Annotated in this window: 18 protein-coding genes and 1 tRNA gene; 9 read left to right on the forward strand and 10 right to left on the reverse strand. The window is 71.5% G+C overall.

Going from position 1 to position 25,797, the window contains the following annotated elements:
- Window position 1: 1 nt before the first annotated feature.
- Entirely contained in the window at window positions 2–793 is a 792-nt protein-coding gene (gene hisN / locus ACFVAJ_RS21005) for a histidinol-phosphatase (protein WP_376947678.1), read from the reverse strand.
- Between the two features lie 117 nt (window positions 794–910).
- Here hisN and ACFVAJ_RS21010 point away from each other — a divergent pair, with 117 nt between their 5' ends.
- From ACFVAJ_RS21010 to ACFVAJ_RS21025, 4 genes are all read left to right on the forward strand, one after another.
- The gene (locus tag ACFVAJ_RS21010; RefSeq protein WP_376947680.1) at window positions 911–1,240 is read left to right on the forward strand and encodes a hypothetical protein; all 330 of its coding nucleotides are present in this window, start codon (window positions 911–913) and stop codon (window positions 1,238–1,240) included.
- A 333-nt stretch (window positions 1,241–1,573) separates the two neighbouring features.
- Entirely contained in the window at window positions 1,574–7,159 is a 5,586-nt protein-coding gene (locus tag ACFVAJ_RS21015; protein ID WP_376947682.1) for a cell wall-binding repeat-containing protein, read from the forward strand.
- A 110-nt stretch (window positions 7,160–7,269) separates the two neighbouring features.
- Window positions 7,270–9,594 carry an MMPL family transporter gene (locus ACFVAJ_RS21020; protein ID WP_376947684.1) on the forward strand — a complete coding sequence of 775 codons (2,325 nt, stop codon included), beginning with the start codon at window positions 7,270–7,272 and terminating at the stop codon, window positions 9,592–9,594.
- Between the two features lie 102 nt (window positions 9,595–9,696).
- A tRNA-Lys gene (locus ACFVAJ_RS21025) sits at window positions 9,697–9,769 on the forward strand.
- 75 nt (window positions 9,770–9,844) lie between these two features.
- Here the strand turns inward: ACFVAJ_RS21025 and ACFVAJ_RS21030 are convergent.
- From ACFVAJ_RS21030 to ACFVAJ_RS21065, 8 genes are all read right to left on the reverse strand, one after another.
- Entirely contained in the window at window positions 9,845–10,036 is a 192-nt protein-coding gene (locus tag ACFVAJ_RS21030) for a hypothetical protein (protein WP_376947686.1), read from the reverse strand.
- Between the two features lie 86 nt (window positions 10,037–10,122).
- The gene (locus ACFVAJ_RS21035; RefSeq protein ID WP_376947688.1) at window positions 10,123–10,716 is read right to left on the reverse strand and encodes an energy-coupling factor transporter transmembrane component T family protein; all 594 of its coding nucleotides are present in this window, start codon (window positions 10,714–10,716) and stop codon (window positions 10,123–10,125) included.
- Between the two features lie 10 nt (window positions 10,717–10,726).
- Window positions 10,727–11,407, reverse strand: coding sequence for an energy-coupling factor ABC transporter ATP-binding protein (locus tag ACFVAJ_RS21040; RefSeq protein WP_376947690.1), 681 nt, complete (start codon window positions 11,405–11,407; stop codon window positions 10,727–10,729).
- Window positions 11,404–12,546: a thiolase family protein gene (locus ACFVAJ_RS21045; RefSeq protein ID WP_376947692.1), complete on the reverse strand. Its 1,143-nt coding sequence runs from the start codon at window positions 12,544–12,546 to the stop codon at window positions 11,404–11,406. Before ACFVAJ_RS21045 ends, ACFVAJ_RS21040 begins: the two co-directional genes overlap by 4 nt.
- Entirely contained in the window at window positions 12,543–13,874 is a 1,332-nt protein-coding gene (locus ACFVAJ_RS21050) for a long-chain fatty acid--CoA ligase (protein ID WP_376947694.1), read from the reverse strand. The genes ACFVAJ_RS21045 and ACFVAJ_RS21050 overlap by 4 nt, the downstream gene beginning before the upstream one ends.
- Window positions 13,871–14,557: a biotin transporter BioY gene (locus ACFVAJ_RS21055; protein ID WP_376947696.1), complete on the reverse strand. Its 687-nt coding sequence runs from the start codon at window positions 14,555–14,557 to the stop codon at window positions 13,871–13,873. The genes ACFVAJ_RS21050 and ACFVAJ_RS21055 overlap by 4 nt, the downstream gene beginning before the upstream one ends.
- 130 nt (window positions 14,558–14,687) lie before the next feature.
- The gene (locus ACFVAJ_RS21060) at window positions 14,688–15,158 is read right to left on the reverse strand and encodes a hypothetical protein (protein ID WP_376947698.1); all 471 of its coding nucleotides are present in this window, start codon (window positions 15,156–15,158) and stop codon (window positions 14,688–14,690) included.
- 120 nt (window positions 15,159–15,278) lie between these two features.
- Window positions 15,279–15,467: a hypothetical protein gene (locus ACFVAJ_RS21065; RefSeq protein WP_376947700.1), complete on the reverse strand. Its 189-nt coding sequence runs from the start codon at window positions 15,465–15,467 to the stop codon at window positions 15,279–15,281.
- A gap of 98 nt (window positions 15,468–15,565) precedes the next feature.
- On the opposite strand from ACFVAJ_RS21065, the gene ACFVAJ_RS21070 reads away from it, so the two are divergent.
- The 3 genes from ACFVAJ_RS21070 to ACFVAJ_RS21080 are packed head-to-tail and all read left to right on the forward strand — an operon-like array spanning window position 15,566 to window position 21,236.
- Window positions 15,566–16,183, forward strand: coding sequence for a TetR/AcrR family transcriptional regulator (locus tag ACFVAJ_RS21070; RefSeq protein WP_376947702.1), 618 nt, complete (start codon window positions 15,566–15,568; stop codon window positions 16,181–16,183).
- An 8-nt stretch (window positions 16,184–16,191) separates the two neighbouring features.
- Window positions 16,192–19,098: an MMPL family transporter gene (locus ACFVAJ_RS21075; protein WP_376947704.1), complete on the forward strand. Its 2,907-nt coding sequence runs from the start codon at window positions 16,192–16,194 to the stop codon at window positions 19,096–19,098.
- The gene (locus tag ACFVAJ_RS21080; protein WP_376947706.1) at window positions 19,095–21,236 is read left to right on the forward strand and encodes a YhgE/Pip family protein; all 2,142 of its coding nucleotides are present in this window, start codon (window positions 19,095–19,097) and stop codon (window positions 21,234–21,236) included. Before ACFVAJ_RS21075 ends, ACFVAJ_RS21080 begins: the two co-directional genes overlap by 4 nt.
- An 88-nt stretch (window positions 21,237–21,324) precedes the next feature.
- Here the strand turns inward: ACFVAJ_RS21080 and ACFVAJ_RS21085 are convergent, their stop codons facing one another.
- Entirely contained in the window at window positions 21,325–21,729 is a 405-nt protein-coding gene (locus tag ACFVAJ_RS21085) for a RidA family protein (RefSeq protein ID WP_376947708.1), read from the reverse strand.
- A 75-nt stretch (window positions 21,730–21,804) separates the two neighbouring features.
- Here ACFVAJ_RS21085 and ACFVAJ_RS21090 point away from each other — a divergent pair, with 75 nt between their 5' ends.
- Both ACFVAJ_RS21090 and ilvD read left to right on the forward strand, forming a co-directional pair.
- On the forward strand, window positions 21,805–24,054 hold the full coding sequence (locus tag ACFVAJ_RS21090; protein ID WP_376947710.1) for a bifunctional alpha,alpha-trehalose-phosphate synthase (UDP-forming)/trehalose-phosphatase: 2,250 nt from the start codon (window positions 21,805–21,807) through the stop codon (window positions 24,052–24,054).
- Between the two features lie 9 nt (window positions 24,055–24,063).
- Window positions 24,064–25,758: a dihydroxy-acid dehydratase gene (gene ilvD / locus ACFVAJ_RS21095; RefSeq protein WP_376947712.1), complete on the forward strand. Its 1,695-nt coding sequence runs from the start codon at window positions 24,064–24,066 to the stop codon at window positions 25,756–25,758.
- Window positions 25,759–25,797: the final 39 nt, after the last annotated feature.

Below are 25,797 nucleotides of genomic sequence, written 5' to 3' on the forward strand. Positions count from 1 at the left end.
GTCAGTCCCGGTCGGCGAGCGCGTCGAGGACGGCGTCGTGGAGCAGCCCGTTCGTCGCGAGGGCGCTGCCGTGCCACGGCCCGGGCTCGCCCGCGATCGAGGTGAACCGGCCGCCCGCCTCCTCGACTATCGGCACGAGCGCGGCGAGGTCGTACGGCTTCACGTCGAACTCGCCCGTGATGTCGATGAGGCCCTCGGCGAGCAGCATGTACGACCACAGGTCGCCGTAGGCCCGGTCGCGCCAGACCTGCTCGGCGAGCCCGAGCAGGCGATCGAGGTACCCGGCGTCGCGCCACTGCGCGATGCTCTGGAAGCTCAGCGAGGCGTCGCCGAGCTCGGCCACGGATGACACGGAGATGCGACGCGGCTCGGCGCCCGGGGCATCCGTGGTGAAGGCCCCGCCGCCCGCGGCGGCCCACCAGCGGCGGCCCATCGCGGGGGAGGAGGCGACGCCGACGACCGGCACGCCGTCGACCGCGAGCGAGATGAGCGCGCCCCAGACGGGGACGCCGCGCAGGAAGTTCGAGGTGCCGTCGATGGGGTCGATGATCCACTGGCGCGAGGAGTCGCCCTCGGTGCCGAACTCCTCGCCGAGGATGCCGTCGGCCGGGCGGGCCTCGGCGAGTCGATCGCGGATCGCGCGCTCGACGGCGAGGTCGGCCTCGGTCACGAAGGTGCGGTCGGGCTTCGTCGAGACGGAGAGATCGGCGGCGCGGAACCGGGCGAGCGCGACGGCGTCGGCGAGGTCGGCGAGTTCGAGTGCGAGGGCGAGATCATCGGCGTAGGCGGTCATGGAATTCAGCGTACGGGGGCCCGGCTCCGGCTCGTGGCGCCCGTAGCGGGCTCCGCCCGTGCGGTGTAGCCTGTCGGGCATTCCCGTCAGGCACGGGCGAGCGGAAGGCGATCCGCAGTGAAGACCGACGCAGGACGCGTGGTGCGCTGGGTGGCGCTCGCCGCTGCCGCGCTCGGTCTCCTGGTCGCGGCCTTCCTCGCCTTCAGCCCCGCCTTCGACGTCCTCGGCGCCGAGCCGATCGTCGCCGAGCAGCGCGAGCCGGTCCAGCAGGGCGAACCGAAGCCCGTCGAGCCCACGAACGACGGGGCAGCCGACGACTCCGCCGTCGCCGCGGCAGGCGTCGCCGCGCTCGCCGCCTCGGTGCTGAGGAAGGCCCGCCGACCGGAGCGCTCGGGCGATCGCGGCCCCGCCCGCCTGCATCCCGGACGCGGCCCTCCGCTCCGCTGATCGGCGCTCATCGAGCGTCGCGGCATGGGGTCGATCCTCGGCCCCGGGTCGACATCGTTGTCCCCCGAAAAGGGGAAGACGCTGTCCCCCAAAACGAGGGTGATTCACCTTCAATTCATTGACCATTCATCTTCGTGCGCCCTAAAACGGGCAGTGGTGAGGGAATCCGACCCGACAATTCCTCACTGGAGCGGGCTTCGCGGTCACCTCCGTCACTGGTGGTTCCCGTCAGGCCGACATGGAGGAATGGCAATGAAGCCCTTCGCACCGGCGCATCCGGTATCAGTGTTCGAACCCGTTGGGACGAGGCCGCTCCGCCGCATCGTCCTCGCCATGCTCACCGCCATCGTGATGGTCGTGAGCATGCTCTCGCTCCAGGCCTACTCGACCTCGTCACCGGCGGCCGCGGCCACCGACGAGACTCCGGCATTCGTCCTCACGCAGAACGACCTGGAGTTCATCCTCCGCCAGATCCAGATCTCCGAGTCGCACGCGGCGGGCAACCCGCTGCGTTGCGCCTCCACGACCGACCAGAGCGGCAAGTGCGTCAACGGCGACGCACGCACGCTCGGTGTGCGCACGGTCGACGGGTCGGAGAACAACCTGCTCGCCGGGCGCTCCGAGTTCGGTGCGGCCGACAACCCGTTCCCACGGCTGCTGCCCGCCGAGTGGCGGCAGGCCGACCCGCAGCCGGCCGACGCACCGGATCCCGGTGACACCTCGATGTGCGACCCCGGCGTGACCTGCTACGAGCAGACCGACGGCATCGTCTACGACGCCGACCCGCGCACGATCTCGAACCTCATCGTCGACCAGACGGTCGGCAACCCGGCGATCGTCAACCAGGTCGACGCGGGCACCGCCATCCGAGTGCCGGGAACCGATCGGGTGGTCATTCCGAACACCGCGCCGGACGAAGAGCTCTCGGCGCCCTTCAACACGTTCATGGGATTCTTCGGCCAGTTCTTCGACCACGGTCTCGACCTCGTCGACAAGGGCGGCAACGGCACGCTCATCGTGCCGCTCCAGCCCGACGACCCGCTGTACGTCGATGGCTCGAACACGAACTTCCTGACGCTCACGCGAGCGGATCGGATCGAGGACTCCGCCGGCAACCCGACGACCGAGCACGCGAACCTCACGTCGCCGTTCATCGACCAGAACCAGACCTACACCTCGCACCCGTCGCACCAGGTGTTCCTCCGCGAATACCACGAGGACGGCACGACCTCGCCGAACCTGCTCGAAGGTTCGGAGAACGGCGGGCTCGCGACGTGGAATGACGTGAAGGCACAGGCGAGCGGCGTGCTCGGCATCGAACTCACCGACGCCGACCTGCTCGACATCCCGCTCGTCCAGACCGACCAGTACGGCCACTTCGTTCCCGGGCCGGAGCGCGGACTGCCCCAGCTCGCCGTCGCGGACGAGACCGCTGAGGGCGGTGTCGCCTTCGTGGAGGGCGACCCGGCCGACCCGGTCTCGACGGCGGACGCCCTCGGCACCGGACACGCCTTCCTCGACGACATCGCGCACGGCGCGACTCCGGTGATCGACGAGACGACCGGTGAGCTGATCCCGCGCTTCAACGAGGACGGCACTCCCGTCCTCGACGAGAACGGCGACCCGGTCCTGTCGGGATACGACAACGTCGCGCTCGGCGATCACTTCGTCGCCGGTGACGGCCGGGTCAACGAGAACATCGGCCTCACCGCCGTGCACCACGTGTTCCACGCCGAGCACAACCGCATGGTCGGGCAGCTCGAAGCGCTCCTGGCCGGCGAGATGCCCGAGCTCGAGAGCACCGACCCCGACATCCCGGACCACACGATGGAGGAGTTCGCGAAGGCGTTCCGCGGCGAGGCGCACGCCTACCCGTCGCTCAAGGCCGGGCAGGAGCTCCCTCAGCCAGAGGCCGACGACTGGACGTACGAGCAGCGCCTCTTCCAGGCGGCGAAGTTCGCGACCGAGATGCAGTACCAGCACCTCGTGTTCGAGGAGTTCGGCCGCAAGATCGCCCCGACGATCGACGAGGTGGTCTTCAACGAGAACAGCTACAACGCGGGCGTCAACCCGGCGATCTTCGCCGAGTTCGCTCACGTCGTCTACCGGTTCGGGCACTCGATGATGACCGAGGAGATCGGCCGCGAGCCGGTCGACGGCGGTCAGGATCTGCAGGACGTGCCACTGCTCGACGGCTTCCTGAATCCGGGCGAGTACGACCTCGACGGCACGCTCTCGCCTGAGGATGCCGCCGGGTCGCTCATCAACGGCATGACCGCACGGGTGGGCAGCCAGATCGACGAGCACGTCGTCGACACGCTCCGCAACAACCTGCTGGGCCTGCCGCTCGACCTTCCGACGATGAACCTGCTGCGCGGACGCGATGTCGGCATCCCCCCGCTGCAGGACGCGCGACGCTCGTTCTTCGCAGCGACGAACGAGCCGAGCCTCAGGCCGTACGCGAACTGGTTCGACTTCGGCCAGAACATCAAGAACGGCAACAACTTCGGCCGCGGGGGCAACAACGCCTCGCTCGTGAACTTCGTCGCGGCGTACGGCACGCACGAGACGATCCTCGCTGCGGACACCCTCGAAGAGAAGCGGCTCGCGGCCGCACTGCTCGTCAACGGCGCTCCGCTCGGTGAGGAGTTCGTCACGCGGTTCGCCGGCAGCGACCGGTTCCAGACCGCGCAGCTCCTCGCCGAGCACGCGTTCAACGCTCCGGTTCCCGTCGCCTACATCGCGCCCGGGATGAACTTCCCGGACGCGCTCGCCGGCGGTCCGGCCGCGGCGGCGAACGGCGGACCGATCCTGCTCGCCGGACCGACCGACAGCGGTGAGATCCCGCTTGCGACCCTCATGGCCCTCCGCAGCCTGAAGCCCGAGCGCATCGTCGTGCTCGGAGGCCCGGGAGTGGTCGGACCGCGCACCATCACGGCACTGAACCAGGTGTCGACGACCGATGCGCCCGTCACCAGGCTGTCGGGAGCCGACCGGTTCGCGACGGCCGCACGCATCAGCACGTCGGAGTTCGATCCCGGGGTGGAGCGGGTGTTCATCGCCAACGGCCTGAACTTCCCCGATGCACTCGCGGGTGCCGCGGTCGCGGCCCGGGACGGCTCGCCGATCCTGCTCGTCCGGCCCGGCTCGATCCCGCCGAGCACGGCAGCGGCGCTGAACACCCTCGATCCGGGTGAGATCGTCGTGCTGGGCGGTACCGGCGCGGTCTCCGCGGGAGTGGCCGGCCAGCTCCGCGGATTCACCGACGGCAGTGTCGTCAGGATCGGCGGAGCCGACCGTTACGCGACGGCGCTCGCCATCAGCAAGCGATTCTTCCCGGACGGGGCGGATCGGGTCTACGTCGCGACGGGGGCGAACTTCCCCGACGCACTGGCCGCGAGCCCCGTCGCCGGAATCAACCATGCTCCGCTGATCATCGTCCCGCCCAGCGGGCTCACCCCCGCGATCCGGGCCGAGCTCACGCGCCTCGACCCCACATCGATCCACATCCTCGGTGGGACCGGGGTCATCTCGGCCGCGACCGAGCTGGCACTCGCGACCTTCGCGCCCGAGCCGCTGCAGCCTCCGGACGACCGGCTCGACTTCATGTACTCGCGGGGGGCGTACGTGAACGTGGCAGGTGAGACCGTCACCGGCCTCGAGAACGTCGACTTCTGGATGGGCGGGCTCGCGGAACGGCTGAACCCGTTCGGCGGCATGCTCGGATCGACGTTCAACTTCGTGTTCGAGAAGCAGCTCGAGAATCTCCAGTTCGGCGACCGGTTCTACTACCTGTTCCGCAACCAGGGACAGCAGCTGTTCGCAGGGCTCGAGGGCAACACCTTCTCGGACCTGATCCAGCGGAACACGAACGCCTCGAACCTCCCGGCCGACATCTTCGCGCTGCACGACCCGATCCTCGACCTCGAGAACCTGCCGGACCCGCTGCCGGAGGGCCTGCTCGAGGAGTCCGACGGCACGTGGCGTTGGGACGGCGACGAGCACGTCGAGGTCCACGGCACGCCCGAGGTTGACCGGATCCGCGGCGATGAGGGCGACGACGCGCTCTGGGGTTACAGCGGCGACGACGTCCTCGAAGGCGGGGCCGGCAACGACGCCCTCGTCGGCGGGCCCGGAGACGACATCATCACCGACTCGTTCGGCGACGACAACCTCAAGGGCAAGCAGGGCAACGACGCGATCAACGCCGGGCCGGGCATCGACCTGACGATCGGCGGCCTCGGCGACGACTTCATCATGGGCGGCGGCGATCCGAAGACGACGTTCTCCGGCCTGGGCGACGACGTGGTCCTCGGCACATCCGGTCGGATGACCGTGTTCGGCGGCGAGCACAACGACTGGGTGGAGGGCTCGAGTCACGCCGACCTGCTGCAGGCCGACAACGCCGATCAGTTCCAGACCGACACGCTCGGCGGCAATGACGTCGTGATCGGCGGTCTCGGCAACGACGACATCGAGGGAGAAGGCGGTGACGATATCCTCGTCGGCAAGTCCGTCGGCACCGACCGCCACCTCGGCAACCTCGGGTTCGACTGGTTGACGTACTACGGAGAGACGAACAACGTGAATGCGGACTTCGCGTTCTCCAGAGTCTTCCAGCAGCAGAACCCGCTGCCGTCGCGGTTCGATCACCTCGAGGCGCTCTCGGGCGGCCAGGGCGACGACTCGCTCCGCGGCGCGATGGTCGCGCCGGACGACCTCATGGACAATGAGATCCCGCTGACGAAGGCCACGCAGGCGAGCATCGACCTCATCGACGGGCTCGAGGAGCTGATCCGGCCGAGCGGGGCACCGTTCGACTACGCGGCGCCGTTCATGCGAGGCACGCCGGAGAGCGACACCGACGGCGTCCACGAGATCATGGTCGGCGGCGTGGGAAGCGACCTCGTCGAAGGTCGGGGCGGCAACGACTTCCTCGACGGCGACGCGATGCTCCGAGTACAGCTGGTGGATGCCGACGGCACCCGGTACGACAGCGCAGCCGATGTGCAGGCGGCGGTCTTCCGCGGCGAGATCAACCCCGGCGAACTCGACATCGTCCGCGAGATCGTTATCGATGAAGAGGATGTCGCGGGCTCCGTGGACACGGCGTTCTACAACAACCCGTTCGAGGCGTACGAGATCACCGAACTCCCCGACGGGTACTGGCAGATCGCCCACACGCAGGTGCAGGAGGCCGAGGAGTCCGATGGCGTCGACGTCATCAGAGGCTTCGAGACGCTGCAGTTCGCCGACAACTGCGCGGCGCTCAACGATGCGGGCGAGTGGGAGGTGTGCGAAGTCACCGCGGTGATCCAGCTGTCGACCGACAGCCCGATGGAGGATGCGCCGATCACGGCGACGCTCGTCGACGCCGACACGCTCGAGCCCATCGACCTCACCGGTCTCGGCAACGCCACGTACACGTGGTGGGCCGGCGAGGGCGAGGGTGGCGAGATCTCCGAGTGGGAGCTGCTCTCGACGGTCACGGTGCCGGCGGGTCAGCCCATCAGCCCGGTGACCTTCACGCCGAACGACCTCGCGGTCGGCTACGTGCTCAGGGCGACGGTGACGTATCAGGATGCCGACGGCATCGTGTACACCGCCACATCGGCACCGACGGCGAACCCGGTGGGCAACGTCAACGACGTGCCGACGAACCCGGTGATCATCGTCTCGCCGAGCGGGCTGCTCACCGTGCAGGCGCCGCTCGACGCGGACGGGTTCAACGAGGACGATCCGGGGTTCACCTACCAGTGGTTCCGCGACGGAGCTCCCATCGCGGGGGCGACGAACAGCACCTATACGCCCGGTGACGCGGATGCCGGGACGGCGCTCACCGTCCAGGTCACCTACACGGACCTCTTCGGCACCGTCGAGAGCCCGACGTCCGCGCCCTACTCGCCGCCGGGAGGCTGATCGGGCGAGTGACCGAGTGCGGGGTCTGCGATGCGCGGGCCCCGCACCTCCGTTCGATCCCGAGCACGGCGACGACGAAGCATCCGACCCCATGCGCCGAAGGATGAACCATGAAGACGCAGCGCCCTCCCCGCATCGCCGGCACGAGGTCGGCCGCTTCGGTTCCCACCTCCCGGGGGCTTCCGGGCAGCTCATCCCGCTGGATGCGGGTCGGGGTCCCGATCGCCCTCGCGCTCGTCTGGATCGTGGTCTTCCTCGTCGGGGGCCGGATGTTCAGCCAGGTGAACGACCTCGCGACGAACGACCGCGTGCAGTTCCTTCCGAGTTCGGCCGAGTCGACGCGGGTCGACGCACTGCACGACGAGTTCGCCCTCGAAGGCGTGACGTACGCCGTCGTCGTGTTCGAGTCCGGACGACCGCTCACCGCCGCAGACGAGAGCCGACTGGAGATCGCCGTCGATCGGCTCGAGCCGATCGCGGGGGTGCAGGCCTTCAGCGCGACGCCGATGATCGTCTCCGATGACGGCCACGCGGCCGAGTTCGTCATCCCCGTCGACGCGGCAGGCGCAGTCGATGAGTCCGTGACCGAGCTTCGGGCAGAACTGCTCGCGCTGGTCCCCGAGGGGATCGAGGTCTACGTCACCGGGCCGGCCGGCTTCGCCAGTGACGTGATCACGGCATTCTCGGGCATCGACGGACTGCTGCTGCTCGTCGCGCTCGGCGCCGTGCTCATCGTGCTCATCGTCGTCTACCGGTCGCCGCTGCTTCCACTCGTCGTCCTGGCGACGAGTCTCTGCGCGCTCTGCGGGTCGATCATCGTCGTCTCGGCACTCGCTCGGAGCGGAGCCATCCTGCTCGCGGGCCAGACGCAGGGGATCCTGCTGATCCTCGTCATCGGTGCGACGACCAACTACTCGCTGCTCTACGTCTCGCGCTACACGGAGGCGCTCGAACACCACCGATCGCGCTGGGGAGCGACGCTCGAGGCATTGCGCAACTCGTGGCAGCCCATCCTCGCCTCGGGCGCGACGGTCATCGTGTCGCTGCTCGTCCTCCTCGTCAGCCGGCTCGATTCGAACCGGACGCTCGGCCCGATCGCCGCGATCGGCATCGTGTTCGCGCTGCTCGCGGCGTTCACCCTCCTGCCGGTGCTGCTGCTGTGGCTCGGTCGCACGGCCTTCTGGCCACGGCGGGTCGCGCATCGCAGCGCCGCCGCGGGCGAGGAGCCCGACGTGCTCGCGGGACCGGGCCTGTGGGCGCGTCTCGCCCGGGTGGTCTCCGCGCGCCCGCGCGCGACCTGGGTCCTCTCGACGCTGCTGCTCGGGGTGATGGCGCTCGGCCTCACGCAGCTGAGGGCCGACGGTGCCCCATCGAGCGAATACGTGCTCGGGTCCTCACCGGCGCGCGACGGCCTCCACGCGATCGCCGAGCACTATCCGGCGGGGGCGGGCACCCCGGTGATCGTGGTCACGGGCACCGACGCCATGCTCGAGGCGACGGCGACCGCACTGGAGGTCGACGGCGTCGACTCCGTGCGGGTGGCGACACTCGGCGGCCCGACGCCGATCACGCCCGAGGGGGTGCAGCCGTTCGCCGAGGGAGCCGGAATCGCGCTCGCCCCGATCGTCGTCGACGACCGCGCGCTCCTCGAGGTCACGCTGACCACCGCTGCGGATACCGAGGCGGCCGCGGCGACCGTGCTCGCGCTCCGCAAGGCGTTCGACGAGGTGAGTCCCGGCATCCTGGTCGGGGGGCAGACGGCGATCGAGATCGACGGCAGCGAGGCCGCGATCGCGGACCGCTCGCTCATCATCCCGCTCGTGCTCCTCGCGATCCTCGTCGTGCTCATGGTGCTGCTGCGGGCGGTCGTCGCACCGCTCGTCCTGATCGGGAGCGTTGCGTTGTCGTACGCCGCCGCCCTCGGCTTCTCCGCCGTGATCTTCAACACGGTCTTCGGGTTCAGCGGCGCCGACCCCACCGTGCCCCTCTTCGCCTTCGTCTTCCTCATCGCGCTCGGGGTCGACTACAACATCTTCCTCATGACCCGTGCGCGCGAGGAGGCCATCGTGCACGGCGCCCGCACGGGGGTGCTGCGCGCCCTCGTCCTCACCGGGGGCGTGATCACCTCCGCGGGAATCGTGCTGGCCGCGACCTTCGCCGCGCTCGGGGTGCTTCCCCTGCTGTTCATGGCGCAGATCGCCTTCATCGTCGCGTTCGGCGTGCTCCTCGACACCTTCCTGGTGAGGACGCTGCTGGTGCCTGCACTCGTCTTCGAGCTCGGCCCGACGGCGTGGTGGCCGAGCAGACTCTCGAAGGCACCGGCGATGGCGCGGGCCGAGGGCGGAGCGGCGGACCCGGCGGACTCGGCGGACCCGGCGGACCCGGCGGAACCGGCCGCTCCGACGCGGGAGCTCGCTCGAACCGAAGGCGGGTGATTCGGCGTGGAGAGGCCCGTCCGTGGCTCGATTCGCATTCTGGCCCGATGACCTGATAACGTAGTGCCTCGGTTCGGGTTGTGAACAAAACATCCGAATCATGCACCTCTAGCTCAATCGGCAGAGCAACTGACTCTTAATCAGTGGGTTCAGGGTTCAAGTCCCTGGGGGTGCACTGAAAGCCCCGATCCTCTCGCCAGGATCGGGGCTTTTCTTTTCCTGATCGGCCGGCCGCGGCTGTCCGCGCGGATCACGGAATGATGGTGCCGCGGAACTGCCGCATCGACTTCTCGCGTTCGACGTCGACCGAGTTCGCCACGCCGGAGCCATCGTCGACGGGCTGCCGCGGGCGGGTGGTGCCGCGGTGCCGGGTGAACAGCCATTGGCCGACGCACCAGGCTGCGAGCAGGACGACGAGTGCCAGCCAACCGGTCCAGTCCATGTCGCGCCTCCTGATGAGCTGAACGGTACTCCCGTTCGCGCCGGAACGGTGGAGGAGGCACGGTGCGAGAGCATCCGCGCCGGCGCTCAGTCGTCGAAGCCGCGGGCGATGAGCGCCTCGCCGAGGTGGTCGGCGGTCTGCAGCGCACGCACGATCACCGGCACTGCGAGCGCGACGACCGAGCCCTCGGCCCCGCGGGCCTTGCGCGCCTCGAGCACCTCGCGCACGATGTCGGCGAGGAGCGGCACGCAGCGGATCGCGAGGGCGAGGGCGAGGCCGACCCGGTCGGCGTCGATCCAGCGCCGGAACGGTCGCAGCAGGGTCTGCATCGCGTCGAGCGTCGCCGTCACCGGGGTCGTGAGCGTGTAGAGGGCCGCGAGGGCGACCGCGATCACGAGTCGCAGACCCATCGTCGCCGCGGCCTCCCAACCGGCGAACAGCCACTGCACGGGCACCGCGAAGGCGAGCACCCACAGGATCGGGGCGATCTGGCCCCAGACGGCCGATGCCGGCAGCCGGGCGGGGAGGAAGAGCAGCGCGGTCGCCCCCGCGGCGATGCCGAGGGCGAGGAGGGAGCTCTGCAGTGCGACGACGGTGACGAGCACCGCGAGCAGCCCGAGCTTCACGAGCGCCGGGGTGCGATGCACGAGCGAGTCGCCGGGGTGGTAGACGCCGATCATCCGGTCACGCTCACCCGATCAGCGCCCGGTAGGCGGCGAGAGCTGGAGCGGGGGCGTCGTCGGCGACGACACGGCCGGCCTCCATCACGATCACGCGGTCGAAGTCGTCGAGCAGTTCGAGCTGATGGCTGACGACGACGAGCTGCTGCTCGAGCGCGGCGAAGTGCTCGGCCACGAGCCTCGCGTTGCGGGCGTCGAGGAGGGTCGTCGGCTCGTCGGCGACGACGATCGCCGGGTCGGCGACGAGCACCGAGGCGAGCGCCAGCAACTGCTTCTGCCCGCCCGAGAGCCGGTGCGCGGGCCGGTCGGCCAGCGTCGTCAGCCCGAAGCGCTCGAGCGTCGCCTCGACGCGAGCCGCGGCATCCTCGGCGGGCAGCTTGTGCCGTCGCAGGGTGAACGCGACGTCTTCTCGGACGGTGGGCATGACGATCTGGTTGTCGGCGTTCGTGAACACGAAGCCGACGCGGCGGCGCACCTCGCGTCCGCGGCGGGCGACGTCGAGGCCATCGACGGCGACCGTGCCCGACTTCGGGGTGACGAGGCCGTTGATCATGCGGGCGATCGTCGACTTGCCCGACCCGTTCGCGCCGACGATGCCGACGCGGTGCTCCGTCAGGGTGAGCGAGACGTCGTCGACGATCGGCTCGGCGCCGAAGTCGTGCGAGACGCGGTCGAACTCGATGCGGCTCATGCTGCGCGCTCCACGATCATGGCGATGCCCTGGCCGCCGCCGATCGAGCAGGCTGCGAGGCCCGGCCGGTCATCGTCGGCGTCGAGCATGCGCGCGGCGAGGCGCACGAGCAGCACCGCGCCGGATGCCCCCCACGGGTGCCCGAGCGCGATGGCCCCGCCGTCGGTGTTGACGACGGCCTCGTCGAGTGCGAGCGCGTCGCTCACGGCGAGCAGCTGCGCGGCGAAGGCCTCGGTGATCTCGACGAAGCCGAGGTCGCCGGCGGTGAGCCCGGCACGATCGAGGGCGGCCGCGGCCGCGGGGGCGGCGCCGAGCCCGGGGAGCGCCGGGTCGCCGGCCGAGACCGCGGCGGCGCGCACCCGCAGGGCGGGCAGGCCGAGCTCGCGGGCGAGCTCGGGCAGGGTCACGGCCATCGCGGCGGCGCCGTCGGAGAAACCGCACGAGTTGCCGGCGGTGACGGTGCCTGAGCCCGACGCCTCGTCGAGGGACGCGAACGCCGGGGCGAACCGGGCGAGCAGTGGTGCGCTCATCGCGCGGGGGCGGTCGTCGATCGCGACGTCGTCGACCGCCACGAGTTCTCGGTCGAAGCGGCCCGCGCGCTGCGCCGCGAGCGCGAGCCGGTGCGAACGCTCGGCCCAGGCATCCTGGCGGTCGCGAGTGATGCCGCGCACGGCCGCGAGGTGATCGGCGGCGGGGCCCATGTCGGGGTCGGCGAAGCCGAGCGGTGCGAACGGCGCGCGGGTGAACCGCTCGCCGCTGTCCGGCCAGAGCCGATGCGGCGCGGTCGACGCCGACTCGGCACCGCCCGCGAGGAGGAGGCGCGCGTCGCCGGCGCGCACGCGCGACGCCGCCTGCATGACCGCCTCGAGGCCCGAGCCGCACTGGCGGTCGACGGTGACGCCGGGCACCGAGGCGCCGAGTCCGGCGCGGAGCGCCGCCACCCGGGCGAGGTCGCCGCCGGGTCCCATGCAGTTGCCGAGCACCACGTCGTCGATCGGCAGGCCCGCCGACGCGACCTCGGCGGCCACGGCGGCGAGCACGGGCGCGGCGAGCGCGTCGACCGCCTGGTCGGCGAAGCCTCGGCCTGCGGTGCCGATCGGGGTTCGTCGCGCGGCGACGAGCACGGGGGCGGCGGTCATGCGGGCTCGCTTTCGATGATGCCCTCGGACGAGTGGGGAGGGGAGACGGCGAAGGAGGCCGTGTCGGGGGCGGTGTCGCGGGCCTCATGGTCGGGGAAGCGGCCGGCGGCCTCACGCAGTCCGTCCGTCGCGAGCGCGGCACGCACGGCACCCCGGGCGACCTTGCCCGAGTCGGTGCGCGGTACCGCGCGGAAGAACCATCGGCGCGGCAGCTCGGCGGGCTCGAGTCGGGCGCGGGCCGCGTCGACGACCGCCTGCTGCGCGGCGTCGAGGCGCCCGTCGGCCACCGGCTCGTCGGCAGCGAGGCGATCGAGTTCGACGACGGCGACCACCCGCTCGCCGAGCAACTCGTGCGGCTCGCCCACGACGGCCGCCGCGGCGACCCCGGGAAGCCCCGTGAGCACCGCCTCGACGTGCTCGGCGAGCACCGTCGCGCCGGCGGTCGTGATCGCCGCGTCGCCGCGTCCGAGCACGCGCAGGCGGCCGTCGGGCGCGGTCTCGGCGAGGTCGCCGACGGTCGCGTAGCCGGCGGCGTCGCGACGCAGCATCCCGCCGCCGATCGCCTCGAGCGCGAGGTAGGGCGAACGTACCCAGAGCTCGCGCCCGCCGGGAGCCTCGCGCAGTTCGATCTCGGCGCCGGGGAACGGTTCGAGCCCGTCGCCGTGCCCCACGGCGACGAACGAGAGCTCCGCGGCGCCGTAGTACTCGACGAGGCGGAGTCGCGCGCCCGCCCCCGCGCGCAGCGACGCGCTCATCGCCGCACCCGCGACGACGGCCGTGCGCGCCTCGAGCCCGTCGTCGAGCAGCCGTGCGAGCCGCGTCGGCGTCGCGTGCACGACGCTCGCCCCGCGCAGCCCGTCGCCCACCGACGCCCCCGCCCACAGCGCGTGCAGCGCCGCGTAGAGGTGCATCGAGACGTGCAGGGGGCCGGTGACCGCGACGCGGTCGGATGCCCCGATGCCGGCGATCTCCGCGAGGGGCGACGCCGAGGCGAGCCACGACTCCTCGGTGCGGGCGACGACGGTCGGAGCGCCGCCCGAGGATCCCGAGGTGCGCAGGGCGAGCGCGGTGCCCTCGGGGAGGCGGCCCTCGAGTCGCGCGGCCTCCTCCGCGTCGCCGCCGACGAGCACGGGCCGCCCGCGCTCGAGCGCGGCGAGCACGGTCGTGATCAGCCGGACGGGCGACATGCCGGCGGGGCATCCGATGGGCCCGTCACCCGGCGGGAGCACGGCTGCGGCGACCGCCGCGGCGAGCTCGCCCACGCGCACGACGTCGCCGCCGAACGCGAGGGCCGGCGCGCCGGGCGCTCCCCGCAGCCATTCGCTCATGCGGCGTCGACCGCAGAGACCGAGGTGCCGCGGCGGGCCCACGGCCAGGTGCGGGGCTCGATGAGGCCCGGCCAGGCGCGGTGCACGCCCTTCGCGACGAGCACCGTGACGACGACCTTCAGCACGTCGCCCGGCAGGAACACCGTGGAGCCGACGATCGCGACGCCGAGCGGGGTGCCCGTGATCGCGGCGAACACCGGGACACCGACGAGGTAGATCGCGACGATGCCGCCGAGCGCCGTCCAGAGGAGCGCGGGCACGATCCGGTAGCGGGGGAGCAGGCGCGCGGTCGCCCAGCCGATCACGGCGACGCCCACGAGCCAGCCGATGAGGTAGCCGACCGACGGGCCGACGAAGACGCCGAGGCCGCCGCGCCCGCCCGAGAGCAGGGGCAGGCCCGCCGCGACGAGCACGAGCAGCAGCAGCACCGAGAGAAAGCCCTTGCGCGCACCGAGGACGGCACCCGCGAGCATGACGCCGAGCGTCTGGAACGTGATCGGCACCGCGGTGCCGCCGAGGTAGAGCGCGCCGGGCAGGCCGAGCGCGGCGATGAGCCCGGTGAACACGGCGATCTGGGCGAGGTCGCGGGCGGTGCCGCGACGCTTGGGCGTGCGCGCCTGCTCGAGGTCGGATGACCCGTCGGCGATCTCGGCGGACGGGGTGCTGCTCGGTGCGGTGCTCATCGGGTTCCCCTCTGGAGGCGTGGCGGGCGAATCACCCGTGATTTCACGCTAGAAGGGCGGGGGAGTGCCCCGTCGGCTCAGCCGTACAAGAATGCACGGCCGAATTTGGAACCGCCCGGATCGGCGAGGCTCAGGCGGCGGCGCGCGTCTCGAGCTCGGTCATCGGCCCGATCATGCGCACGGCGGCGAGCTCGGATGCGTCGGCGTCGGCGACCTCGACGGTGTCGACCGTCTCGTTCTCGACCGGGTCGGCCCAGACGATGAGCGGTGCGGGCTCCCAGCCGAGGGCCATCGACTCCTCGCCGGCGGGCACGACGACGGCGACCGAGTCGCGCTCGTCGAGGATCGCACGGGTGAGCTCGGCCGCGATCTGGTGCGTGAGCATCGCGTGGAAGATGCGGTCGGTGTCGCCGTCGGAGCGGCGGACGAGCGACCAGCCGCCGCCCTGACCGATGAACTCGGAGAGGCGGGCGTTGAGGAGTTCGAAGATGTGCTCGCCGCGCAGGTCGGCCGCGGTCGGGCGCGGCGGAGTTGCGGCAGGAGCGGCAGCGTGTGCGGAGGCCTGGGCGGCAAGCCGTGCGCGGCGCCAGCGGCGGAACATCAGTGGCCCCTCTCGGTCGTGGTGCAGCGGGTACTGCGTCGTCTCGGGTCGTTCGTCCCAGTTTCGGGCACCGCGGCGCGGATTCCGAATGACACGCCGGGCGGGCGCGGCGTCGGTGTGCTATTCGCCGAGTTCGGGGCGCTTCGTCTCTTCGGCGACGGTGCCGATCGCGATCGCGAGGCTCGCGGCCCACGACACCCACATCAGCAGCAGGCGCCAGTCGCGCGGGCCGTCGAGCGTGGCCTTGGCCACGCCGATCCCGCTGATGACGGCGCTGATGACGGCTCCGCTGAAGAGGTACTTGCGCATGTCCGCCACGCTACCGTGCGGTGAACGCGGGCTGGGAGTCATCCGTGAATCTGACCGATCGTGCAGGATCTGACCGATCGGTCAATTACCGTCGAATCATGCCCACCGATGCGACCATCCACTCGCGCGCCCGTGCCAGCGACGAACTGCTGCGCACCGCGCTCGAACAGTTCGCGACCGTCGGCTTCGCCGGCACCTCGCTGCAGCAGATCGCCGATCAGGCCGGGTACTCGAAGTCGAGCGTGCTCTACCACTACGCCTCGAAGGAGGCGCTGCTCGAGGCCGCGATCACGCCCGCCATCGAACGCCTCGAGGTGCTCGTCGGCGAGTTCGCCGAGGGGCGGCGCTCCGACGCCGCACGTGGCGTCTTCATCGGCCGGTTCGTCGACCTGCTGCTCGGCGAGCGCCTCGCCGTGCACCTGTTCGTGAACCAGGGGCACTCGCTCGGCGGCATCCCGATCGTCGAACGCGGCAACGCCGCCATCCGCGTGCTCGCCGACGCGATCTGCAGCGGGGCGAGCCTCGTCGAGCAGATGCGCTTCGGCGTCGCGCTCGCCGGCGCCACCTACGCGCTCGTCGCCGGTGCCACCTTCTTCGACGACGACGACCTCGTCAACGAGACCATGAACGCCCACACCGACGACGAGCTGCGCGAAGCGCTCGTCGACGTCGTCTCCGAACTCCTCCTCCCGGCCGACGGCCGCCAGACCCGATAGGCCCGCCCATGGCTCTCCTTCTGCACCGCATCGGCCGCTTCGCCTACCGCCGCGCGTGGCTCGTCATCGTCGCCTGGGTGATCGCGCTCGGCGCCCTGCTCGGCGCCGGCCTCGGCCTCGGCGGCCAGCTCCAGGACTCGTTCGCCATCCCCGGCACCGAGTCGCAGACCGCGATCGACCAGCTCGCCGCCGTGTTCCCGCAGACCGCGGGCGCCTCGGCGAAGGCCGTGATCGAAGCGCCCGAGGGCGACACCGTCGACTCGGCCGAGGCCCGTGCCGCCATCGAGGACATGGAGGCCGAGCTCGAGGACCTCGACGGCGTCGCGAGCGTGCTCGGTCCGTTCGACGAGTACGCCGGCGACCAGGTCTCGGGCGACGAGCGCACCGCCTACATCCAGATCACCTTCGACGGGCAGGTCACCGACGTGACCCCCGAGATGCTCGACGCCGTCACGGCGACGGGGGAGATCGGCGAGACCGCGGGCCTCGAGGTCGCGTTCGGCGGCGACGTCTTCCAGGAGACGAGCTTCGGCCTCACCGTCACCGAGGTGTTCGGCGTGCTCTTCGCAGCCGTCGTGCTCATCATCACCTTCGGCTCGCTGCTCTCGGCCGGGATGCCGCTGCTCACCGCCCTCGTCGGCGTCGGCGCCGCCTCGGGCGGGATCCTGATCGTCGCGTCCTTCGCGACGGTGTCCTCCACCGCCCCGATGCTCGCCGTCATGATCGGGCTCGCCGTCGGCATCGACTACGCCCTGTTCATCCTGTCGCGGCACCGCAACCAGCTCGCCCGCGGGCAGGACCCCGAAGACAGCGCCGCCGAGGCCGTGGCCACCGCGGGCGGTGCGGTCGTGTTCGCCGGGCTCACCGTCATCATCGCCCTGCTCGGCCTCCTCGTGGTCGGCATCCCGTTCCTCAGCGTCATGGGCGTCGGGGCCGCCTTCGCCGTGCTCATCGCCGTCATCGGCGCGGTCACCCTGCTGCCGGCGCTCCTCGGCGTCTTCGGCAAGCGTCTCGCGCCGAAGCCCGGCAGCCGGGCGCACCGACGGGCGAACGCGGCCGACGACGGCGGCAAGCCCACGATGGGCCGGCGCTGGGTCGACCTCGTGCTGAAGGCGCCGGTCGTGTTCGTCGTCCTCGTCGTCGGCCTCCTCGGCGCCGCCGCGATCCCCGCGGCGAGCCTCGACCTCAACCTGCCGAACAACGCGGGCACGCCGGGCTCCACCCAGCGCGAGGCGTACGAGATGATCGAGAGCGGCTTCGGACCGGGCTACAACGGCCCGCTCATCGTGACGGTCGACATCACCCAGACGACCGACATCTTCGACGACCTCGACGCCATCGGCGCGCAGCTCGCCGAGCTCGACGACGTCGCCTACGTCGGCGAGGGGCTGCCGAACGAGACCGTCGACACCGCCATCATCCAGGTCGTGCCCGAGAGCGCCCCCGACACCCCCGAGACGAAGGCGCTCGTCGAGGAGATCCGCGAGCTCGCGCCATCGATCGAGGCGGAGTTCGGCACGCCCATCGCCGTCACCGGCTACACCGCCGTCGCGATCGACATCTCGAACCGGCTCGCCGACGCGCTCATCCCGTTCGCGCTCATCGTCGTCGGGCTCTCGATCGTGCTGCTGCTCATGGTGTTCCGCTCGGTGTTCGTGCCGATCAAGGCGGCCCTCGGCTTCCTGCTGTCGGCGTTCGGCGCGATCGGCGTCACCGTCGCGATCTTCCAGTGGGGCTGGTTCGCCGAGCTGCTGCACGTCGAGCCCGGGCCGATCCTCAGCTTCCTGCCGATCCTGCTCATGGCGGTGCTCTTCGGCCTCGCCATGGACTACGAGGTGTTCCTCGTCTCGGGCATGCGCGAGGAGTACGTGAAGACGAAGGAGCCGCGCACCTCGATCGTGCACGGGTTCCAGCACGCCGCCCGCGTCGTCACGGCCGCCGCGCTCATCATGTTCTTCGTCTTCTTCGCCTTCGTGCCCGAGGGATCGGGGGTCATCAAGGGCATCGCCTTCGCGCTCGCGATCGGCGTCGCCTTCGACGCCTTCCTCGTGCGCATGACCCTCGTGCCCGCCGCGATGGCGCTCGCCGGCAAGGCCGCCTGGTGGCTGCCCGCGTGGCTCGCGAAGCGCCTGCCCGACGTCGACATCGAGGGCGAGGGGCTGCGCGCCCACCTCGAGCAGGAGGAGCGGGCGGCCGCCCGGCCCGCCGCGATCAACCTCGACGAGGCCGTGTTCGGGCTCGCCGAGCGACCCATCGGCCCGCTCGCGGTCGAGGTGCCGGCGGGCGGCGTGCTCGTCGTGCGCGGCGAGCCCGTCGACCGCCGCGTGGTCGCCGCGACCCTCGCCGGCCGCCTCGCCCCCGTCTCGGGCCTCGTCGCCGTGCAGGGCACGCCACTCCCGACCGGGCAGGGTCGCGTCATGCGCCACGTCGCGATGGCCGAGGTCGCGTCGGATGCCCCGACGGGCACCACGGTCGGCGAGCTCATCGCCGCACGACTCGATGCGACGAGGCCGTGGTACCGCCTCGGCGTCTCGGGCTCGCAGGTGCGCGAGTGGACGGAGCGCGCGGCCCGTGCGCTCGGCGCCGGCTCGCCCGCCGCGGACGGGGGAGCCGTCGTGCCGCGTTTCGACGACGACACCCCGCTCTCCTCGCTCGGCGCCGAGGCGCGCACCGTCGTCGCCGTCGCCGCCGCGCTCGCCGAACGGCCGCGACTCGTCGTGCTCGACCTCGACGACGAACCGAGCGGCGCGAGCGCCGAACTCTGGTCGGCCCTCGCCGACCTCGTGCCCGCGACGGTCACCCTGATCGTCGGCGTCGGCACCGATGCGTCGACACCCGACGCCTCGCCCGCGCTCGCCGCCCGTGGCATCCGAACCCTCGAACCCGTCTCTCGCAGCCTGGAGGCACACCGATGAGCACCCGACTCTCCCGCCTGTTCGGCTCGACGCCGGCGCAGCGCCGCACGCGACTCGGCGTCCTCGTCGCCGCCGTCATCGCCGTGCCGCTCGCCGTCGCCGGCCTCGTCTCCGGCGCCCTCGGCGGCGCGACCGACAACCTCGCCGAGATCCCGGCGGTCGTCGTCAACAACGACGAGATGGTCACGATGACGCTGCCCGACGGCACCGAGCAGCCCGTGCTCGCCGGCCGCCAGCTCGTCACCGAGCTCACCGGCGCCGACACCGCCGGCTTCGCCTGGACGATCTCGAACGACGAGGAGGCCGCCGAGCTGCTCGCCTCGGGCGACGCGTACGCCGTGCTCACGATCCCGTCCGACTTCTCGGAGTCGGTCACCTCGATCTCGGGCCAGTCGCCGACGCAGGCGAACCTCGACATCCGCACCGACGACGCGCACGGCTACCTCGCCGGTTCGGTCGCCCAGTCGGTCGGCGACGCGATGTCGACCGCGTTCGGCCGCGAGCTCACGGCGCAGTACCTCGAGGGCTTCTACACCAACCTCGCCGCGATGGGCGGCTCGCTCGGCGACGCCGCCGACGGGGCGACCCAACTCTCGAGCGGCATCGGCACGCTCTCGGGCGGGCTCGGGAAGCTCTCCGACGGCGTCTCGCAGGCGGCGTCGGGCGCCACGGATGCCGCGAGCGGCGCCTCGGCGTACGCCGACGGCGTGGCGCAGTACACCGACGGCGTCGACGGCATCGCGGGCGGCGTCGCGAAGCTCGACGCGCAGGCCGGGGGTCTCGACGGCATCACCGACGGCACCGCCCAGTACGTCCAGGGCGTCCGCCAGACGGGAACGAGCGTGGAGGCCGGTATCCAGCAGTACGTCGATCAGGGCGTTCGAGGCACGGGCGCGGCCCTGGTCGAGAACACCGAGGGGTACGCCACCGGTGCGCATCAGCTCGCGGACGGCGGTGACGCCCTGTCCGCCGGCATCCCCGCTCTCGTCGCAGCTGATCCGACCGGCGGCGCGGCACAGCAGGCCGTCGCGGCGTACGTCGCGAAGGTCGCCGCGCTGGCGAATGGCGCCGATGCGCTCGCGGGGGGCACCGGAGTCGCGTTCGACGAGCTCGCGAAGGGTGGCGACACCTTGGCGACGAAGACCGGTGCTGGCATCGAGCAGTTGGCTCAGGGCGGCGACACGCTCGTCGCGAAGACCGGCGAAGGCATCGACGGCCTCCAGACGGGCATCGGGCAGCTCGCCTCGGGTGCGCAGCAGCTCTCGGCCGGCTCGGCGGGCCTCAGTGACGGCGCGACCGGGCTCGCCTCGGGCATCGGCGAACTCGCCGGCGGGCTCGGCGCACTCCAGACGGGTGCCGACGGTGCCGCCGATGGGGCCACGAAGCTCGCCTCGGGCGCCGACGAGCTCGCCGACGGCCTGACCGCCGGCGCGAAGGAGGCGCAGCAGCTCGGCGACATCGACGCCGAGACGACGGCCGACGTCGTCGCCGAACCCGTCACGGTCGACGCCACCCGCGACAACGAGATCAGCTCGACCGGCGAGGTCATCGGCATGATCTTCGTGCCCGTCGGCCTCTGGCTCGGCGCGATGGCGATGTTCCTCGTCTTCCGTCCGTTCGGGCGCGAGGCGCTGCGCAGCACCGCTTCGACCGGCGGCCTCGTCTGGCGCGCGCTCGCCCGGGCCGGGCTGCTCGCCCTCGCCCAGGCGATCGCGGTCGTGCTGCTGCTGCACGGGGCGATGGGCGTGGCGTGGAGCCTGCTGCCGCAGACCCTCGCGTTCGCGGCGCTGCTCGCGCTCGTGTTCACGGCGCTGCACGCCTTCTTGACGGTGTGGCTCGGACGCGCCGGGCTGCTCGTCTCGCTCGTGCTCGTCGCCCTGCAGCTCACGGCGGCCGGCGGACTCGTGCCGATCGAGGTGCTCGCAGGTCCCTACCAGGCGATCAGCCCGTTCCTGCCGCTCACCTGGGGCGTGCTGGGCATGCAGTCGATCATCGCCGGAGCGGGCGGCGGCGTCATCGCCGGGGCGGCCGGAGTGCTCGTGCTCTTCGGCCTGCTCGGGGTCGCGGGCACCGCGTTCGTCGTCGGCCGGCGGCGAGGCATCCGCTCGATCGGATTCGCCGCGACCGCGCTCGGCTGAACCGCTGATCGCCCACTGAACCCCGTTCGCGCGTCTGAACCCCGCGCGAACGGGGTTCAGACGCCGAAGCGGGTCTCGATATGCTCCGCTACTCGGCCGGCGGCAGCGCCGCGATGGCACTCACCTCGATGAGCGCGCCCGGCACGCCGAGCGCGCGCACCACCGCGGCCGTCACGAGCGGCGGTGCACCGGGGCCGGCCAGGCGCGGCGCGATCGCCCCGTAGGCCGCCCCCAGGTCGGCTCCCTCGGCGATGAGCACCGTCCACTGCACGACGTCGGCGAGGCTCGCGCCGGCGGCCTCGAGCGCGATGCTCGAGTTGTCGATCGCCCGGACCGACTGCTCGGCGACGTCGTCGGAGACGACGGCACCCGTCTCGTCGACGCCGTTCTGGCCGCCGAGGTAGATCGTCGTCGCACCGGGCGGCACGACGGCGACGTGGCTGAATGCGGGACTCACGACGAGCCCGGCGGGTTGCAAGCGTGTGATCTCCATGCCTCGACCCTCGCACCGACCGCCGACACAACGCACTGTTAGCCTGAGGACAGCGCGAGGAGGGACATCCGCTCTATGAACGCCCCCGAACCATCACGCGACGACCTGTACGTCGATGCCGCCTACGACATGATCGTGGTCTCGAACCGTCTGCCCGTCGACTACCAGGCCGGGCCCGACGGCGAGACGCAGTGGCGGAGCTCGCCGGGCGGTCTCGTCACCGCGCTCGAACCCGTCATGCGCGCCGCCGACGGCGCCTGGATCGGCTGGGCCGGCGTCGCCGACCGCGAGTTCGATCCGTTCGAGCACGACGGCATCTCGATCATCCCGGTGCCGCTCAGCGAGTCCGAGCTCGAGGAGTACTACGAGGGCTTCTCGAACGACACGCTCTGGCCGCTCTACCACGACGTGATCGCGCCGCCCTCGTTCCACCGCGAATGGTGGGACGCCTACGTGCGCGTCAACCGACGCTTCGCGGAGGCCGCCGCCCGGGCCGCCTCGCCCGGCGCCGTCGTCTGGGTGCAGGACTACCAGCTCCAGCTCGTGCCGCGCATGCTCCGCGAGAGCCGCCCCGACCTCGTCATCGGCTTCTTCAACCACATTCCCTTCCCCGCATACGGCATCTACTCCCAGCTGCCGTGGCGACGCCAGGTCATCGACGGGCTGCTCGGCGCCGACGTCATCGGCTTCCAGCGTGCCGCCGACGCCGGCAACTTCTCGCGCGCGGTGCGTCGCCTGTTCGGCTACGCGACGCGGGGCAGCGTCATCGACGTGCCGGATGCCACGGGGGAGGTGCGGCACGTCGTCGCCCGTCACTTCCCGATCTCGATCGACGCGGCGGGCTTCGAGGCGATCGCGCGGCGCCCAGAGGTGCAGGCGCGCGCCCGAGAGATCCGCGAGAGCCTCGGCAACCCCGAGACGATCATGCTCGGCGTCGACCGGCTCGACTACACGAAGGGGATCCGCCACCGCCTGAAGGCGTTCGGCGAGCTCCTCCGCGACGAACGGCTCTCGGTCGAGAAGGCGACGCTCGTGCAGGTCGCGAGCCCGTCGCGCGAGCGGGTCGAGACGTATCGGCAGCTGCGCGACGAGATCGAGCTCATGGTCGGCCGGCTGAACGGCGACTACTCGACGCTCGGCCACCAGGCCATCGCCTACCTCCACCACGGCTACCCCCGCGAGGAGATGGTGGCGCTCTACCTCGCCGCCGACGTCATGCTCGTCACCGCGCTCCGCGACGGCATGAACCTCGTCGCGAAGGAGTACGCCGCCTGCCGCTTCGACGAGGACGGGGTGCTCGTGCTCAGCGAGTTCACCGGCGCCTCCGACGAGCTGCGCCAGGCGGTGCTCGTGAACCCGCACGACATCGAGGGACTGAAGGACGCGATCGTCGAGGCGGCGTCGATGCCCAAGCGCGAGCGTGCCCGGCGCATGCGGGCGCTCCGGCGGCGCGTCCGCGAGAACGACGTGGCCAACTGGTCGGCGACGTTCCTCAAGACGCTCACGGGCGCCGGGATCATCGAGCCCGGCGTGCCCGAGTCACTCGCCTCCTCGGTGCGGCGGATCGCCGGCACCGAGCGGCTGCTCGTCGCCCTCGACTTCGACGGCACCCTCGCCCCGCTCGTCGACCGGCCCGAGGATGCGCGAGCGACCCGGCGCGCCCGCGCCGCCGTCGAGCGGCTCGCCGCGGTCGACGACACGCGCGTCGCGATCGTCTCGGGCCGCGCCCTCGGAAGTCTCCGGGAGGTCGCCGATCCGCCCCACGGGGCGCTCCTCAGCGGTTCGCACGGCGTCGAGCTGCAGCTCGACGGCGGCGACGTCATGATCGAGCTGCGCGACAGCGAGCTCGCCGAGCTGCAGCGGCTCGCCGCCGTGCTCGACGAGATCGCCTCGAGCGAGGACGGGGCCTGGGTGGAGCAGAAGCCCGCCGGGCTGGCGCTGCACACCCGCAAGGTCGCCCAGGCGGCGCGCGGCAGCGAGCTGCAGCGCACGGCGCGCGAGCGCGTCGCGCACGAGCTCCCCGACCTCACGATGCGCAGCGGCAAGGGGGTCGTCGAGTTCTCGGTGCGCCCGAGCGACAAGGGCGAGGCGCTCACCCGACTGCGTCAGCACGCCGGCGCGAGCGCCGTCGTCTACGTCGGCGACGACGTCACCGACGAGGACGCCTTCGCGGCGCTGCAGGACGAGGACCTCGGCGTGAAGGTCGGCCAGGGCAAGTCGCTCGCGGCCCACCGCGTGCGCAGCCCCGAGGACGTCGCCGAGCTGCTCGAACGCCTCGCCGACGAACGTGACACACAGCGCGGGGGCCCCTCGCGCTGGCCATAGACTCGATCCATGTCGGAGTTCGATCCCAAACCGCGTAGTCGTACTGTCACCGATGGCATCGAGGCCATGACGAGCCGGGGCATGCTCCGCGCCGTCGGCATGGGCGATGCCGATTGGGACAAGCCCCAGATCGGCATCGCGAGCTCGTGGAACGAGATCACGCCGTGCAACCTCTCGCTCGGGCGCCTCGCGCAGGCCGCGAAGGAGGGCGTGCACGGCGGCGGCGGCTACCCGCTGCAGTTCGGCACCGTCTCGGTCTCCGACGGCATCTCGATGGGCCACGAGGGCATGCACTTCTCGCTCGTCTCCCGCGAGGTCATCGCCGACTCGGTCGAGGTCGTCATGCAGGCCGAGCGCCTCGACGGCTCGGTGCTGCTCGCCGGCTGCGACAAGTCCATCCCCGGCATGCTGATGGCGGCGGCCCGCCTCGACCTCGCGAGCGTCTTCCTCTACGCCGGCTCGATCGCCCCCGGCTGGGTGCGCCTGTCGGACGGCACCGAGAAGGACATCACGATCATCGACTCCTTCGAGGCGGTCGGCGCGGTGAAGGCCGGCACCATGTCGGAGGAGGACGCGAAGCGCATCGAGTGCGCCTTCGCGCCCGGCGAGGGTGCCTGCGGCGGCATGTACACCGCGAACACCATGGCCTCCGTCGCCGAGGCGCTCGGCCTCTCGCTGCCGGGATCGGCGTCGCCGGCCTCGGCCGACCGCCGTCGCGACTACTACGCCCACCGCTCGGGCGAGGCCGTCGTGAACCTGCTGAACAAGGGCATCACCGCACGGCAGATCCTCACGAAGAAGGCGTTCGAGAACGCGATCGCCGTGGGCATGGCGCTCGGCGGCTCGACCAACATCGTGCTGCACCTGCTCGCGATCGCCCGCGAGGCCGAGGTCGACCTCACGCTCGACGACTTCAACCGCATCGGTTCGAAGGTGCCGCACATCGGCGACCTCAAGCCCTTCGGCAAGTACGTCATGAACGACGTCGACCGTCGCGGCGGCGTGCCGGTGCTCATGAAGGCGCTGCTCGACGCGGGCCTCCTGCACGGCGACGTGCTGACCGTCACCGGCAAGACGATGGCCGAGAACCTCGCCGAGATGAACCTCCCGCCGCTCGACGGCGAGGTGCTGCACACCCTCGACGACCCGATCCACGAGACCGGCGGGCTCACCATCCTGCACGGCACGCTCGCGCCCGAGGGCGCGGTCGTGAAGACGGCCGGCTTCGACGCGGCCGTGTTCGAGGGCCCCGCACGCGTGTTCGAGCGCGAGCGCGGCGCGATGGATGCGCTGACCAACGGCGAGATCAAGCACGGCGACGTCGTCGTGATCCGCTACGAGGGCCCGAAGGGCGGCCCGGGCATGCGCGAGATGCTCGCCATCACCGCGGCCATCAAGGGCGCCGGGCTCGGAAAAGATGTACTACTCTTGACGGACGGTCGATTCTCAGGCGGCACAACCGGCCTGTGCATCGGCCATCTGGCACCCGAAGCAGTAGACGCAGGTCCTATTGCTCTCGTGCGCGATGGTGATCTTATTCGGGTCGATATCGCAGCCCGGTCCATCGACCTACTTGTCGACGAGGCCGAGCTGGCCGCCCGCCGTGAAGGCTGGGCTCCGCTTCCCCCGCGCTACACCCGAGGCGTTCTCGCGAAGTACTCGAAGCTCGTGCGTTCCGCCGCCGAAGGCGCCACGACGGGCTGAGCGCTGCGCTTCCCGCACCCATCGCCCACCAGAACAGGA

This window comes from Agromyces sp. NPDC057679, assembly GCF_042799635.1.
Classification (GTDB): domain Bacteria; phylum Actinomycetota; class Actinomycetes; order Actinomycetales; family Microbacteriaceae; genus Agromyces.

Coding starts and splice junctions, on each gene's coding strand:
- ACFVAJ_RS21075 (WP_376947704.1), top strand. CDS start 16,192: ATGGCTCTCCTTCTGCACCGCATCGGCCGCTTCGCCTACCGCCGCGCG.
- ACFVAJ_RS21045 (WP_376947692.1), bottom strand. CDS start 12,546: ATGACCGCCGCCCCCGTGCTCGTCGCCGCGCGACGAACCCCGATCGGC.
- ACFVAJ_RS21090 (WP_376947710.1), top strand. CDS start 21,805: ATGAACGCCCCCGAACCATCACGCGACGACCTGTACGTCGATGCCGCC.
- ACFVAJ_RS21085 (WP_376947708.1), bottom strand. CDS start 21,729: ATGGAGATCACACGCTTGCAACCCGCCGGGCTCGTCGTGAGTCCCGCA.
- ACFVAJ_RS21065 (WP_376947700.1), bottom strand. CDS start 15,467: ATGCGCAAGTACCTCTTCAGCGGAGCCGTCATCAGCGCCGTCATCAGC.
- ACFVAJ_RS21050 (WP_376947694.1), bottom strand. CDS start 13,874: ATGAGCGAATGGCTGCGGGGAGCGCCCGGCGCGCCGGCCCTCGCGTTC.
- ilvD (WP_376947712.1), top strand. CDS start 24,064: ATGTCGGAGTTCGATCCCAAACCGCGTAGTCGTACTGTCACCGATGGC.
- ACFVAJ_RS21020 (WP_376947684.1), top strand. CDS start 7,270: ATGAAGACGCAGCGCCCTCCCCGCATCGCCGGCACGAGGTCGGCCGCT.
- hisN (WP_376947678.1), bottom strand. CDS start 793: ATGACCGCCTACGCCGATGATCTCGCCCTCGCACTCGAACTCGCCGAC.
- ACFVAJ_RS21030 (WP_376947686.1), bottom strand. CDS start 10,036: ATGGACTGGACCGGTTGGCTGGCACTCGTCGTCCTGCTCGCAGCCTGG.
- ACFVAJ_RS21070 (WP_376947702.1), top strand. CDS start 15,566: ATGCCCACCGATGCGACCATCCACTCGCGCGCCCGTGCCAGCGACGAA.
- ACFVAJ_RS21055 (WP_376947696.1), bottom strand. CDS start 14,557: ATGAGCACCGCACCGAGCAGCACCCCGTCCGCCGAGATCGCCGACGGG.
- ACFVAJ_RS21015 (WP_376947682.1), top strand. CDS start 1,574: ATGCTCACCGCCATCGTGATGGTCGTGAGCATGCTCTCGCTCCAGGCC.
- ACFVAJ_RS21060 (WP_376947698.1), bottom strand. CDS start 15,158: ATGTTCCGCCGCTGGCGCCGCGCACGGCTTGCCGCCCAGGCCTCCGCA.
- ACFVAJ_RS21035 (WP_376947688.1), bottom strand. CDS start 10,716: ATGATCGGCGTCTACCACCCCGGCGACTCGCTCGTGCATCGCACCCCG.
- ACFVAJ_RS21040 (WP_376947690.1), bottom strand. CDS start 11,407: ATGAGCCGCATCGAGTTCGACCGCGTCTCGCACGACTTCGGCGCCGAG.
- ACFVAJ_RS21080 (WP_376947706.1), top strand. CDS start 19,095: ATGAGCACCCGACTCTCCCGCCTGTTCGGCTCGACGCCGGCGCAGCGC.